10 protein-coding genes are annotated in these 13,215 nt (G+C 62.3%); 2 read left to right on the top strand and 8 right to left on the bottom strand.

What is annotated here, in order from left to right; all coding sequences use genetic code 11:
* Nucleotides 1–22: 22 nt before the first annotated feature.
* Together greB and LVD12_RS01950 are read right to left on the bottom strand one after the other, a co-directional pair.
* Nucleotides 23–523, bottom strand: coding sequence for a transcription elongation factor GreB (greB, locus tag LVD12_RS01955; RefSeq protein WP_237065239.1), 501 nt, complete (start codon nt 521–523; stop codon nt 23–25).
* Between the two features lie 15 nt (nt 524–538).
* Nucleotides 539–2,488, bottom strand: a complete 1,950-nt coding sequence (locus LVD12_RS01950; RefSeq protein WP_237065238.1) for a S9 family peptidase — start codon at nt 2,486–2,488, stop codon at nt 539–541.
* 260 nt (nt 2,489–2,748) lie between these two features.
* On the opposite strand from LVD12_RS01950, the gene LVD12_RS01945 reads away from it, so the two are divergent.
* Nucleotides 2,749–3,603, top strand: a complete 855-nt coding sequence (locus LVD12_RS01945; protein ID WP_237065237.1) for a beta-keto acid cleavage family enzyme — start codon at nt 2,749–2,751, stop codon at nt 3,601–3,603.
* 126 nt (nt 3,604–3,729) lie between these two features.
* Complete coding sequence (locus tag LVD12_RS01940; RefSeq protein WP_237065236.1) at nt 3,730–5,205, top strand: alanine/glycine:cation symporter family protein; 1,476 nt, start codon at nt 3,730–3,732, stop codon at nt 5,203–5,205.
* A 5-nt stretch (nt 5,206–5,210) separates the two neighbouring features.
* Here LVD12_RS01940 and LVD12_RS01935 read toward each other — a convergent pair whose 3' ends face one another.
* The 6 genes from LVD12_RS01935 to LVD12_RS01910 form a co-directional block, all read right to left on the bottom strand.
* Nucleotides 5,211–6,374, bottom strand: a complete 1,164-nt coding sequence (locus tag LVD12_RS01935) for an acyl-CoA dehydrogenase family protein (RefSeq protein WP_237065235.1) — start codon at nt 6,372–6,374, stop codon at nt 5,211–5,213.
* A gap of 8 nt (nt 6,375–6,382) precedes the next feature.
* On the bottom strand, nt 6,383–8,458 hold the full coding sequence (locus LVD12_RS01930) for an acetyl/propionyl/methylcrotonyl-CoA carboxylase subunit alpha (RefSeq protein WP_305080501.1): 2,076 nt from the start codon (nt 8,456–8,458) through the stop codon (nt 6,383–6,385).
* Complete coding sequence (locus LVD12_RS01925) at nt 8,455–9,258, bottom strand: enoyl-CoA hydratase/isomerase family protein (protein WP_237065234.1); 804 nt, start codon at nt 9,256–9,258, stop codon at nt 8,455–8,457. Before LVD12_RS01925 ends, LVD12_RS01930 begins: the two co-directional genes overlap by 4 nt.
* Before the next feature lie 66 nt (nt 9,259–9,324).
* Complete coding sequence (locus LVD12_RS01920) at nt 9,325–10,515, bottom strand: acyl-CoA dehydrogenase family protein (RefSeq protein ID WP_237065233.1); 1,191 nt, start codon at nt 10,513–10,515, stop codon at nt 9,325–9,327.
* Between the two features lie 57 nt (nt 10,516–10,572).
* On the bottom strand, nt 10,573–12,180 hold the full coding sequence (locus LVD12_RS01915; protein ID WP_237065232.1) for an acyl-CoA carboxylase subunit beta: 1,608 nt from the start codon (nt 12,178–12,180) through the stop codon (nt 10,573–10,575).
* Nucleotides 12,180–13,073, bottom strand: a complete 894-nt coding sequence (locus LVD12_RS01910) for an SDR family oxidoreductase (RefSeq protein ID WP_237065229.1) — start codon at nt 13,071–13,073, stop codon at nt 12,180–12,182. The genes LVD12_RS01915 and LVD12_RS01910 overlap by 1 nt, the downstream gene beginning before the upstream one ends.
* Between the last annotated feature and the right edge of the window lie 142 nt (nt 13,074–13,215).

Raw genomic sequence — 13,215 nt, 5'->3', positions numbered from 1 at the left:
TGAGGGGATACAGGGTCGGGACTCAGCCCTCGTATTGGATGTCCACCACGTAATAGGTGATCCACTCCTCGCCGGTTTTCAGGTCGACTTCATCGTCCAGGCGCCGCCCCAGCAGCCGTCTGGCCACTGGCGAGTCCATGGATATCAGCCCCTGTTTCACGTCAAATTCATCGGGGCCGACGATGCGGTAGGTGAGGGTATTACCGTCATCATCCTCCAGACTCACCCAGGCGCCAAAGTAGACTTTTTCGCGGTCCTCCGGAATCCGGTCGACCACCGTTACTTCCTCCAGCCGCTTGGTCAGGAAGCGCACCCGGCTGTCGATCTCCCGCAACCGTTTTTTGCCGTAGATATAGTCGGCATTCTCTGAGCGGTCGCCGAGCTTTGCTGCCTCGCTGACGGCATTGGTCACACGGGGCCGCTCCTCTTCCCACAGTTGCTTTACCTCGGCGCGCATGCGGCGGGCGCCCTCCGGGGTGATATAGCGGGAGCCGCGCGGGCGCGGTGGGCGGTATCTGCCCATGCCTCTTCCCATAACTCAGGTATCCAGGTTGTCGATGGTGATGCCGGGGCCCGCTTCTGCCAGTGGGAACGCGAACACGCGGCTGTAAAACTCCAGCTCTCCTTCCAGTGCCATTTTGATACTGTCGGCACCACGGAAGCCGTGCCCCTCGTCGGGGAAAGTAATATACGCCACCGGAATGGCCCGCTGACGCAGTGCCTCCACCATGGCCTCGGCCTGATTGGGTGGCACCACCTTGTCCTCAAGGCCCTGGAAGAAAATCACCGGGCAATCCAGTTCTGCCACATGGTTGATCGGCGAGCGCTGGCGGTAGATTTCCTCGGCCTCCGGCCACTGGCCCACCAACCGGTCGAGATAGCGCGATTCAAACTTGTGGGTGTCCCGGGCGAGGGTGGTCAGGTCGCCGATACCATAGTGGCTGGCACCTGCCTTGAAGGTGCGGTGAAAGGTCAGTGCCGCCAGGACCGTGTAGCCGCCCGCGCTGCCGCCTTTGATCAGCAGGCGTTCCGGATCTGCGAGTCCCTTCGCAACCAGGTACTCGGCTCCGGCGCAGACGTCTTCCACGTCCATGACGCCCCAGTTATCCCGGAGCCGATCCCGGTAGGCGCGGCCGTAGCCGGTGCTGCCGGAATAATTCACATCGAGAATGGCGAAGCCGCGGCTGGTCCAGAACTGGATCTTCAGGTTGAGCCCGGCGCTGGTGGCGCCGGTGGGGCCACCGTGGCTGAGCACGATCAGCGGTGGCAGGTCGTTTTCCGGTGCCCGGAACCCGGGGTTGTGCGGCGGATAGTAGAAGGCGTGCACCGTGCGCTCCCCGGCGGGGAATTCGATCGCCTGGGCTACCGAGAATACGTCCTGGGGCAGGTCACAACTGCTACTGCTGGCCACCTGCCGGAACTGGCCGCTGTGGTCGTCATAGGTGACCACGGCGGGAAAACGTTCGCTTCCGGCGGCGATCATCACGGCCCTGTGGCTTTCGCAGCGAAGGCTTTCCAGGTCGCAATAGGGCTGGTCAATGACTTTATGGCTGCCACTGGCGAGGTCGATCATGCCCAGTTTCCAGCGCCCGTCTTCAGTAAAAGTACACAGGATCTGGTCGGAGGTCATGAAACCGTAGGTAGACATGCCGAAGACCCACTGGGGTGTGGCGAACTCGGCCTCCCGTTGCCAAAGGGGCTGGTCGTCCCCGAGTCGGTAGAGGTTCCACCAGTTGTTGCGGTCGGAAACGTAAAACAGTTCACCTGCGGGCGACCACTGCGGCTGGAACACGGATTCCCCGTCGCCGCCCACCACCACTTCCACCGCCGACGGTGTGCCGGCTGCATTCAGTTCTGCGAGACAGAGTTGGGTGGCATCCCAGGGCATATCGGGATGGAACCAGCGCAGGAAGGAGAGCTGTTTGCCGTCCGGACTCAGGGTGGGGTTGGAGTAAAAGTCCGCACCCTCGACCAGTACCCTGGGTGTTTCCGCTGTGCCAGCAGACAGGTCGATGGCGACAATTCGCGCCTGGGCCTCTCCACCGCCGGCGCATGGGGAGTAATCCTCCTGAACACAGAGCAGGCGGTTGCGCCGGCGGTCGAGAAACAAGTCGGCATGGCGGAACGGTCCCTCGGGGGTCAGGGCTTCCGGTGTCTGGTCGTGAAGCCCCATGCGATAGATGCGCTGGTCGTCGGCCAGCACAAAGTACACGGTGCCGTCGCTGACCAGGTAGCTGGCACCGCCATATTCATGGGCCTTCGAGCGCACGCTGAGCGGGGCAGGGGTGACATCCCGGAGTTCACCTCCAGCGCAGGATTCCACCAGCACGGAACGGCCCTTTTCTGCCGGGCGGGATTCCAGCCAGTACAGACAGCCATCGGCCACGGTGGTCTCGCCCAGTCGCACGCTGCCAGCCACCAGGTGGTCGGCGCTGATCGCTGAGTGCCAGCTGCCGTAGGGAGCTTCACTGACTGCGGAATCGGGCATTAGGAACATCTCCATCCGTGAATGTGCGGGGCATTTTGCCGATGCCGGAGAGCCGAGACAAGCCGAGCGGGGTGCCTGTCTGGTTGGCTCTGCGCCCGGCTGCGCGGGCGCTATGCACAGGCTTCTGTCCCCGGGGCCAGTATGGTACTTTCACCGAAGTCTCACCAAGCACGCGCTTGGTTATGCGGTCGCTTTCGATGCAGTCTCGATTGAAGGCAATAGAAGGGGCGGTACCTGCCGCCGCGCGAGAGGATCCCGCCATGTCCGATGAAGTCGTCATTACCTGTGCCCTGACCGGGGTACTGACCAACCCGAGCCAGCATCCGGTACCGGTGACCCCCGAAGAAATGGCGCGCTCTGCGCGGGAAGCCTTCGATGCGGGCGCTTCGGTGATGCATGTGCACTTTCGCGCGCAGGAGCCGGGTATGGGGCATCTGCCCAGTTGGGACCCACAGGTGGCGACGGCGATTGCCGAGGCGATCCGATCTGCCTGCCCGGATGTCATCCTCAATTTCACCACCGGTACCATCGGTCGCGATCAGGCCGGTGCGTTGGCGTGTATCCGTGCAGGCCGCCCGGAAATTGCCGCCTGTAATGCCGGCAGCCTCAACTACCTCAAGGCCCGCTCCAACGGCACCTGGGCCTGGCCGCCCATGCTGTTTGAAAACCCGGTGGAAAAAGTTGAGGAACTACTGGCGGTGTGTTCGGAAACCGGTACCCGCCCGGAGTTTGAATGTTTTGATGTGGGTATCGTGCGTTCTGTGGGCATGTTTGCCGACGTTGGCATGGTGGAGAGACCCAATTACAACCTGGTGATGGGCGTGGCCTCGGGGATGCCGGCGGACAGCGAACTGCTGGGGCTGTTACCGCGCTACATGAAACCCGGCGCCCTGTGGCAGACCACCCTGATTGGCCGGGAGGAAATCTGGCCGGTGCACCGGCGTACGGCGGAGCTCGGCGGGCACCTGCGTACCGGCGTGGAAGATACGTTCTACCTTCCCGGCGGGGAGCGCACCGGCGGCAACGGCCAGCTGATCGAGGCTCTGGTACAGGTTGCCGAGCAGGCGGGGCGCAAGGTGGTATCCCCGCAGCGGGCACGGGAAATCTTTCTGTAGGCATCCGCAACGCTGAGCACGTCGTAATTCGTCTATTCTTGTCAGATTAGTCGTATTGCGCGCCAGCGTTCCCCCTAGCTTTCTCAGTCAGCGGGGAATGGGGCTCGAATCGCTCGGGAGTATCTCATGCAAGCCTTCCTCGATGGCCTCGCGGGTCTTGTCGGCTGGGGAAATGCCATCACCTGGGGCGGAATCGGTGGTTTCTGGTGGCTGGGGATTCTCGTCGCCGGTCTGCTGCCCACGGGGATCTACTTTACCTGGCACAGCCGCTTTATCCAGTTCCGCCACTTCGGTCACATGCTGTCAGTGATGCGGCACAGCTTCCGCCACGAGCACAGCGGGTCGGTTTCCTCGTTCGAAGCATTTGCCACCAGCGCGGCAGCGCGGGTAGGCACCGGCAACATTGCTGGTGTGGCCGTCGCCATCACCGCCGGTGGGCCCGGCGCAGTCTTCTGGATGTGGATGGTGGGCCTGCTGGGCATGGCCACCAGTTTTATCGAGAATACCCTGGCCCAGACCTACAAGGAGCGGGGCGAGGAGCATGGCACTTTCCGCGGCGGCCCGGCCTATTACATCGAGAAGGGGCTTGGCAAACGCTGGAAATGGCTCTCGGTTCTGTTCTCCATTTTCCTGATCCTGAGTTTTGGTTTCTTCTTCAATGCCGTGCAGTCCAATGCCATGGCAGCGGCAGTGAATGGTGCCTGGGGGGTAAACCCGCTGCTGGTGGGAGTCTGCATTGCATTACTGGCGGGCGTGATCGTCTTTGGCGGTATTCACAGCATCGGTCGTTTTGCCAGTATCGTGGTGCCGTTTATGGCACTGGCCTACCTGGCCATCGCCATCGCGGTGATTTTCATGAACCTGGGGGAGTTGCCACGTGTAATTGGGACAATTATCGGCAATGCCTTCGGTTTCCAGGAGGCGGGCGCCGGGGCGCTGGGGGCGGTGATTGCCAATGGCATCAAGCGGGGACTCTTTTCCAACGAAGCCGGCATGGGTTCGTCACCGAACGTGGGTGCCGCGGCGGACGTCAAGCACCCGGCGGTGCAGGGCTATGTGCAGATGGCTTCGGTGTTCCTCGATACGCTGTTGATCTGCACAGCCACGGCTTCGATCATCCTGCTGGCCGATGTGCATATGGTTGGCAATATGGAGGGGGTGACACTCACCCAGGATGCATTGGCCAGTGAGGTGGGGGCCTGGGGCGGTAGTTTTGTGGCGTTCGCGCTGATCTTCTTTGCCTTTACTTCCATCATTGCCAATTACTACTACGCAGAGACCAACATCTTCTATCTCTGGCACACGCGCACTTCGATTTTCTGTTACCGGGCGCTATATATTCTTTTCATCCTGTTCGGTGCCTGGGTGGCTTACAGCGGAAGCTCGGATAACTTTGCCCTGCTGTGGAACATGGCGGATATGTCCATGGGCTTTATGGCGACGGCCAACCTGCTGGCGATCCTTCTGCTCTCCGGGGTCGCCTTCCGCGTGCTGGCAGACTATGAGGCGCAGCGCGCGCAGGGCGTGCGAGAACCCGTCTTCGATGCGCGCAAGCACGATATACCCGGTGTGGAGCATGATGTCTGGGACGGAAACCGCTAGCCGCGTTAAATCCCCATCTGGCGCGAAGCGAGATCCCGCAGGATTTCCTCGGAGCCTCCGCCAATGGCATTAACCCGAACCTCACGATAGATGCGCTCGGTGCGGCTGCCGCGCATGTAGCTCGCGCCGCCGATCACCTGCATGGCTTCCCGGGCACAGTATTCGAGGGTTTCCGTTGCCTGCACCTTGAGTAGTGCCAAGTCGGCGACTTTCAGTTGGCCCTGCTGCTCGGCCCAGGCACACAGGTCGAGGTAGGCCTGGGTCGCGTTGATGCGCTGCAACATCTGCGCAAACTTGTGCCGGATGACCTGGTGGTTGGCGAGGCGTTTACCGAACGTCTCCCGCTGCTGTGCCCATTCGATGGCCTCTTGCAGGCACACGCGGCTGGATTCGACACAGGACGCGGCAATGCCGAGGCGCTCCTGGTTGAAGTTGTGCACGATGGGGAGGAAACCCTGGTTTTCACTGCCGACGAGATGGCTTGCAGGGACGCGCACGGAATCGAAGAAAATGCTGGCGGTATCCGAACACCACCAGCCCTGTTTCCTGGTCAGCGCCTGCCGCGTAACCCCCGGGGTATTGGCGGGAATCAGCAGCAGGGATATCCCACCAAAACCCTCGCCTCCGGTGCGTACCGCGGTGGTAAACCAGTCCGCCCGCATACCGCCGGTGATAAAGGTTTTCTCGCCACTGACAATAAAGTCGCTTCCGTCACGCTTCGCCCAGCATCTGAGGTTGGCCACATCAGAACCCCCAGAGGGCTCTGTAATGGCCAGGGAAATATGTTTTTCACCCCGTAGCACCGGGGGGATGATCTCGTCTTTGAGTTCAGGCGAACCATAGTGCAGCAGCGGTGGCAGGGCGATCCCGTGTACCATCAGGCTTGCGTAGACACCACCGGCACCGCAGCGGGCCAGCTCTTCGGCTGCCACGATCAAATGGAAGATATCACCGGGCACACCGCCGTATTGCTCGGGATACCCCAGCTGCAAAAGCCCCACACTGGCGGCGCGTGGCCAGAGTCCGTCAGGCAGCGTGCACGCCTCGTCCCAGTCATTCACATAGGGCGAGATCTCCCGCTCGACAAAGCGCCGCAACTGTTGCCGCCACTGCTGGTGCTCGTCGCAAAAAAATGGGCTTGGTAGTCGGGTGCTGTCGATATCAAACACGGCAGTTCTCAGTGGGCAGGCTCTGCCGGAGCAGACACGCCGGTTTCGCTCTCAGCCTGGACTTCAACCAGTAACTGGCCCCCACGGACCTGGTCACCGGGACTGGCAACCAACCTGGTGACCACACCATCACAGGCCGCCCTTAATGGAAGTTCCATTTTCATGGCCTCCATGACCGCGAGTGTGGCGCCCCGAGTGACACACGCCCCCGCGCTGGTATTGACCTCGATGATGCGGCCATCCATTGGCGCCAGTATCTGACCGGAGTCGGCGCTTTCGCCCTGGCTGGCCGGGGCCTGGGTGATATCGCTGAATTTCCACTGGTGTCCGCCATCGAGCAGGTACAGCACCTCTCCGTCATGCACGTAACTGAATGCATGATGGAGTGAGCCGACAGTGAGCTCGGCACGCTGCAGGTCGCCGTGGCAACCGACGTTCAACAACCGAATCGACAGGGTCTCGTTGTCGCACTGGACACGGTAGTTGCCGTCGTGGTGTGGCCATAGCAGAGACTCTTTAACCTGGCCTGCGAGCGCGAGCCGGTAGGTATACGGAGTGTTGTCGCTGGCCGTGCGCCAGTTGGCGCGCCGTGCGCGACGGTCGCGGGCACTGAGCCCATGCTCGTGGATGAGGACTGCCGCCACTGCAATGTTAAGCGGCGCAGGTTGCGGCGCCCGCAGGGAAAGGTCGCCGCGATCGAGGAGGTCCGTGGTGATCGCCCCTGCACTGAATTCGGCGGAGCTCAGCAGGTCGATCAGAAACGGAAAATTGTTGGCCGGGCCCACCAGTGCTGGCGTCTGCAGGGCCTGAACAAGGCGCAGCCGCGCCTGCTCCCGGTTCTCGCCCCAGGCAATCAGCTTGCCGAGCATGGGATCGTAGTAAGAAGTGATTTCCTGCCCCGCGCGAATGCCGGCATCGACACGGATACCGGTGCCGCCGGGCGCTAGCCATGCCTGTATCTTGCCAGTCTGGGGGAGGAAGCCCCGGGCGGGATCCTCGGCGTAAAGGCGGGCCTCGATGGCGTGTCCCCCGCGTGCGAGTTTCCGGTCGATCTCGTCCTGGCTCACCGGCAGCGGCTCACCGCGGGCAACTTGCAGCTGCCACGCCACCAGGTCGAAGCCACTGACCATTTCCGTTACCGGGTGCTCCACTTGCAACCGGGTGTTCATCTCGAGGAAATAGAAATTACCATCCCCGTCGAGGATAAACTCTACGGTGCCGGCGCCGACATAGTCACACGCAGCCGCGACCGCTCTTGCGGCCTCGCCAAGGCGGGAGCGCAGGGCCGTGTCGACGGCTGGGGAGGGACTTTCCTCGATGATTTTCTGGTGGCGCCTCTGCAGTGAACAGTCCCGCTCGCCCAGGTGCACGATATTGCCGTGGCTATCGCCGAATACCTGTATTTCGATATGTCGGCCAGAAAAGATGGCCTTCTCCAGGATTACCTCATCACTGCCGAAGGCGGCCCTGCCCTCGGAGCGAGCCGAGCGCAATTCTGCGGCAAAGCGCTCCGGCGCCCGGACAAGCCGCATACCGCGCCCGCCACCGCCATCCGCCGCTTTGATCATCACCGGGAAGCCTATCTCGTGCGCGGCTTCCAGCAGCGCTGCGTCCTCCTGACTGCCACTGTATCCGGGAACGCCTGCGACGCCGGCGGATTCCGCCAACGCTTTGGCACGGCGCTTGTTGGCCATCAGTTCGATAGTGTCGGCGGCGGGCCCGACAAAGACCAGGTCGCGATCAATGCAGGCGCGGGCAAAAGCGGGGTTTTCCGACAGGAAACCGTAGCCTGGGTGCACCAGCCCGGCACCGCCCTCGTTGGCAGCGGCAAGCACGCGCTCGATATCCAGGTAGGATTCCGCAGGAGTCCGGCCACCAATGGCCACGGCCAGATCGGCCAGCTGCACATGGGGGCTGTCGGCGTCGGCGTCGCTATAGATGGCGATGGTGCGATATCCGTGTGCCCGGGCCGTGCGGACGATCCGTGCGGCAATTTCCCCGCGGTTGGCGATCAGCAGGGTGGGGTGGTCGCAATTGTTTTCGGCTTGTTGGAGTATTTTTGCCGGCATCTCTATGGGACTCATGATTTCGCCCAGTAGGGTTGGCGCTTTTCCAGGAAAGCCAGAGCGCCTTCCCGCCCCTCGTCACCGAGCAAGGCGGCTGAGAAAGCGGCGGCACCCGCGTCGAGCACCGGGTCCTGTGCGTCCGCAGGCGCACGGGCCGCGTTGCGAACCAGGGCCTTGGTGGTGGCGAGCGCATTGGGCGCGCTGCGCTGTAGATTGGCGAGGAAGCGGTTGATCTCGTGGTCCAGCTCCTCACTACTGACCGCCAGGCGATGGACCAGTCCGATATGCAATGCCTCGGCGGCATCCAGGGTCTCACCACCGAGGACCAGTCGCCGCGTCTGGCCGGGGCCGATACGGCTGATCAGGAAAGGGGCGATCTGTGCCGGCAGCAGGCCGAGGCGGGTCTCCGGCAGAGAGAACCGGGACCCCGGTGCGGCAACGGCAATATCACTGGCGCAGACCAGACCGCAGCCGCCCCCCATGGCCACCCCCTCGACTGCGCTCAGGATCACCAGCCGGCTGCGCTCCAACGTCTGCAAGAACCTGCCGAAGCGGCGGCTCAGTTCCACAAAGGCTTTCTGGTCGCCATTGCGGAAAGACTGCTGTGCTTCGAGCATATCGGCCAGGTCACCACCGGCACAGAAATGGCCCCCGGCGCCGCGAATCACCAGGGCCCGCAGCCCCGGATCACTCTCGGCTGCCGCCAGCACCGTCTCCAGTTCCTCGATGGAGGCACGGTTGAGGGCATTGCGCAGCTCGGGGCGGTTCAGCGTCACTACCATCGCGCAGCCTCGCTGTTCAGTGATCAGCGCAGTCATGCCATCTTCTCCTTTGCAGTAGGTCTTGCACGTGCTGCCATTTCCACACGGTGGGCGACCGGATCCCTATTCGGTGACACTCTGGTTTTCCGGGGTAGTCTGGCGTCGCCGGCGGGGCAGAATACCCATCAGCTTGCAGATGATGCCGAGCATCACCTCATCGGCTCCGCCGCCGATCGGCGTCAGGCGACAGTCACGATAGGCGCGGTTGATGAGTGTCTCCTCCATAAAACCCATGCCGCCCCAGAATTGCAGACACTGATCAGGGATACTGCGACAAAGGCGGCCCGCCTTCAGTTTTGCCATCGAGGCCAGGGTGGTCACATCCTCGCCGGCCACGAATGCCTCTACCGCACGCCAGGTGAGGGAGCGGAAGCACTCCACTTCGGTCTGCATTTCCGCGAGGGCGAAGTGAATGGCCTGGTTGTCGAGCAGTGGTCTGCCGAAAACCCGACGCTCGCGCACATGGTCGATGGTGTGGGTAATGCAGTTTTCCAGACCGCGGATGGTGAGCGCCGCCCCGGCCAGGCGCTCTTCCTGGAACTGGAGCATCTGCAGCAGGAAGCCAGCGCCCTCATCACCAATTCTGTAGCGCTTTGGCACCCGCACGTCTTCGAAAGCCACTGGTGCGGTCTCCGATGAGCGCATGCCCATTTTGTGCAGCCGCTTGCCCACGGTGACACCGGGCATATCCGCCGGAATGACCAGCAGGGATTTATTCTGGTGGGGCTTGCCATCACCGGTATTGACCAGAGTGCAGAAAAAGTCCGCGACGGGTGCGTTGGTGATCCACATTTTTTCGCCGCTGACGATGTAATCCTCCCCATCACTGCGCGCATGGGTTTTGATCGCCGCAACATCGGAACCGGCGCCCGGTTCGGAGACAGCAATGGATGCGACCGCCTCACCGCGGATCGCCGGCGCCAGGAATTCGGCTTTCAGTTCATCGCTGGCGAAATTCGCCAGCGCCGGGGTGGCCATGGAGGTCTGCACTGCGATGGACAGGGGCACGCCACCGCAGTGGGCCGCGCCCAGCTCCTCGAGAAAAACTGCCTCGTAGCTGAAGTCCAGACCCAGCCCGCCCCAGGACTCTGGCTTGCTGATACCAAGCAGACCGAGTTTGCCCAGTTCCAGAAAAAGATCGTGTACCGGGAAGGCGCCAGCGCGCTCCCACTCGTCCACGCAGGGGTTGATCTCCTGCTGGACGAAATTCCTTACGGTTCGCTGAAGTTCTCGGTGTTCGTCGGTCAGGATCATGGCTCCTCCCGGAATCCTTGGGGTCTGGTGGCCGGGGCGCGGAAGGGCGGCCCCGGGTTAAAAACGCGCGACACCGAAAGTATTTGTCGCGACCGGTGTCCTGTTGGCTTCCGCACAGGTTTCCAGCAGGAAACCCAGCAGTCGGCGGGTGTCCCGGGGATCGATGATGCCGTCGTCCCAGACGCGGGCGCTGCAGGAAATGGCATCCGAACCGGCATCCAAGAACGCCGCAGTATCCGCCTCCAGTTTGTCCAGCATGGCCTCGTCAACGGCCCCGCTGCGCTGCATTTTCTGCTCGCTGACGATCCGCATCACCTTGCCTGCCTGGGCGGCCCCCATCACTGCTGTGCGGGCATTGGGCCAGGCGAAAATAAATCGGGGATCAAATCCGCGACCGCACATGGCGTAATTGCCCGCACCGTAGGAGCCACCGACCACGATGCTGATTTTCGGCATCCGGGCGTTGGCGACTGCCTGGATCATCTTGGAGCCGTGCTTGATGATGCCCTGGTGTTCCACCGCAGTACCGACCATGAAGCCGGTGGTGTTGTGAAGAAACAGCAGCGGGGTCGCGCTCTGGTCACAGAGCTGGATGAACTGCGCAGCCTTGTTGGCCCCAGCAGGGGTGATGGGGCCGTTATTGCCAATGGCGCCGACCGTTTTCCCCTCGATACGGATATGGGCACAGACCGTCTGAGTGTCAAATTCCGGCTTGAAATCCAGCAGGGCAGAAGCGTCGGCAATGCGGGCCAGAAGTTCACGGACATCATAGGGCTTGCGGCTGTCGGCCGGGACGATGCCCAGCAGCTCCTCGGCCGGGTAGAGCGGCTCCTGCCAGTCCAGGTCCTGTGAGGATGGCTCTGTCATCGGCAGGGTGGCGACGATTTCCCGCGCAAGGCGAATGCCATCAGCATCGTCTTCTGCGAGATAGTCCCCGCTACCCGCTTCGCGGCAATGCATCTCGGCACCGCCCAGGCTTTCCTCGTCAGCGATTTCCCCAGTGGCGGCCTTGAGCAGGGGTGGGCCGGCCAGATACATGCCGGTCTGGCCGCGGATCATCACGACGTAGTCAGAAAGGCCAGGCTGGTAGGCACCGCCGGCAGTGGCGCCGCCGTGAACCACCGTGACCTGGGGAATACCCATGGCCGACATACGGGCCTGGTTGGCAAAACCGCGGCCGCCGGGAGCAAACGTTTCAGTGGCATAGACCAGGTTGGCTCCGCCGCTCTGCGCGAGGGTCACGACAGGCAACCGGTTTTCCATGGCCACCTGTTGCATACGCAGTGCCTTGTCCATCCCGGCCGGGGAAATGGTCCCACCTTTCACCGCAAAGTTGTCCACCCGGATGACGCAGCGGCGTCCGCTGACAAACCCGATACCACAGATGGCACCGCCACCGGCACCGCTGCCGTCGGAATCGTCATAGAGTTTGTAACCGGCAAGGGGGCATAGCTCCACAAAGGGGGCCCCCGGGTCCAGCAGGCGGTTGAGACGTTCTCTCGGTAACAGCCAGCCCCGCTCGCGATAGCGTTGTGCGCGCGCCTCGGCTGCCAACTGGGGTTGTCTTTCGGCAGTGCGAAATTGTTCCACCGCGGCGAGCATCGCTTCGCGGTTGCGAATGAAGTCCTCCGAGCCGGGGTCGACTGACGAATCGAAGGGTTGCATCAGAGTTTGCCCTCGGCCTCGAGCTCCTCGACCACTTTGGGCCGGTTGCTTCTGTGAAAACCGTTGAACGCCTTGCGATTTTTCGCAGAGGACGGGCGCCAGAGCGGCGAGTGATGCTTGAGGCTGCCACCGCCATCGATGCGAACCACCTGGCCGGTGATATAGCGCGCGGCATCGGACAGCAGGAAACAGACAGTGGCGCTGACCTCGGCTTCTTCACCGAGGCGGTCGAGGGGAATGGATTCGCGGAAACCCGGCAACAGCTGGCGAAGAAATTCCGGGTCGTAGGTGTCGAAGCCGCTGGACAGGATATAGCCCGGTGCCACTGCATTGACACGCACACTGCTTGATGCCCATTCCACCGCTGCGGTCTGGGTGAGATTCTCCATGCCTGCGCGGGCGGCACCGGAGTGGCCCATCATCGGCATGCCGCCGACATTGTCCGCAGTGATGTTGACGATGCTGCCGCCATGTTCCGCCATACTCTGGTTGAAGACTTCCCGTGACATCAGGAAGCCGCCCACCAGATTGCTGCGCACCACCGCCTCGAAACCTTTCCGCTTGATCTGGGCCAGCAGTCCCGGAAACTGGCCGCCGGCGTTGTTGACGAGACCATGGATTTGCCCCCGTTCGGCAACGATCTCCTGCACGGTCTCCACCACTGCATCCTCCTCGCGGATATCGAGGCTGTGGTAGCTACAGGCTCCACCGTCGGTGTGGATTTCGTCGGCGACCGCGGCAAGTTTTTCTTCGCTGCGACCGATCAGCACGGTGTGCCCACCGAGACTTGCCACCTCGTGGGCGATGCAGCGACCGATACCGCTGCCGCCGCCAGTGACAATGATCGTCTGCTTACTGAAACTTTGCGGGCGCAGCTGGCTCTCGTAGGGCATGCCTGTTCTCCTTCTTGTCGAATGCCGGGCTTGCATGGTCGCCGTCGTGGGCGGACAATCACAGAAACTACCAAGCACTTGCTTGGTTCGCAATCATCCATCGCGCCGGACTGCTCTCAGGGTGGCTTTCGGTGCCAGAAAA

This window comes from Microbulbifer guangxiensis, assembly GCF_021729075.1.
Classification (GTDB): Bacteria; Pseudomonadota; Gammaproteobacteria; order Pseudomonadales; family Cellvibrionaceae; genus Microbulbifer; species Microbulbifer guangxiensis.
This window is presented reverse-complemented; position numbering and strand designations above follow the sequence as displayed.